1 protein-coding gene is annotated in these 726 nt (G+C 59.9%); it reads right to left on the bottom strand.

Going from position 1 to position 726, the window contains the following annotated elements; genetic code table 11:
• The coding region (locus tag RCF13_RS09205) for a CorA family divalent cation transporter (protein ID WP_308141090.1) at positions 1–715 on the bottom strand (715 nt) is incomplete at its 3' end.
• Positions 716–726 lie beyond the last annotated feature (11 nt).

Genomic DNA, 726 nt, shown 5'->3' with positions numbered 1-726 from the left:
ATTGGGTGTCGCGCTCCAGCGACTTGATCCAGCTGCGCGTTTCCTTCTTGCCCGAAGCCGGATTGCTGGTGGCCGACAGATAGACCAGCATGCGGCTGATGCCTGCCAGGCTTTCCCGCATGCGCGAGAGAAAGGTTCCCTGTCCGCCGATCTGGGTCAGTATGTGCCGGAAGTCCTGCGTCGTCATCGGGCGCGCCTTGGGCTGGCGGCGGTAGATGGAATGCGAAGCCGCATCGATCTTGCCTGCCACGCCTTCCAGAATATCGGCCAGCCGGTTGGTCGTGGCTTCGGTGATGCCGAGCATGATCGAAAGGCCCGAGCATTTGGCTGAAATGAGGCCGTTGCCCGGTTTGGTCGAGCGCAGAATATAGGTGGTGAAGGATTTTGGATTGGCATAGCGCACTGTTATCAGTCGCGAGCCGTGCAGGATGAAGGTGACGGGCGCCAGCTCCCGATGATCGAGATCGACCGCGTGCAGGATCGGAACGGTCAGATATTGCGCGCCGGTTTCCATGTAGAAGCGGCTCGATTCCTCGATTTCCGTCATGTCTTCGCGCGTGGGGATCGAAATGCCCGTCCATGCCTCGACAATGCTGTCCTCGTTGTCGCCGGGAGCGAACAGGTCGATCCAGATCACATTCTCGGGCAAGGGGGTGCCAGGCTCGACCTCCACTTGTTCGAGGTGGTCACCGGACAGGCTGTAGAGTGTGATCATACTGGCACCTG

Source organism: Stenotrophomonas maltophilia group sp. RNC7 (genome assembly GCF_030910085.1).
Classification (GTDB): Bacteria; Pseudomonadota; Gammaproteobacteria; order Xanthomonadales; family Xanthomonadaceae; genus Stenotrophomonas; species Stenotrophomonas sepilia.
The sequence above is the reverse complement of the archived record's forward strand: the minus strand, read 5'-3'. Positions and strand labels throughout refer to the sequence as shown.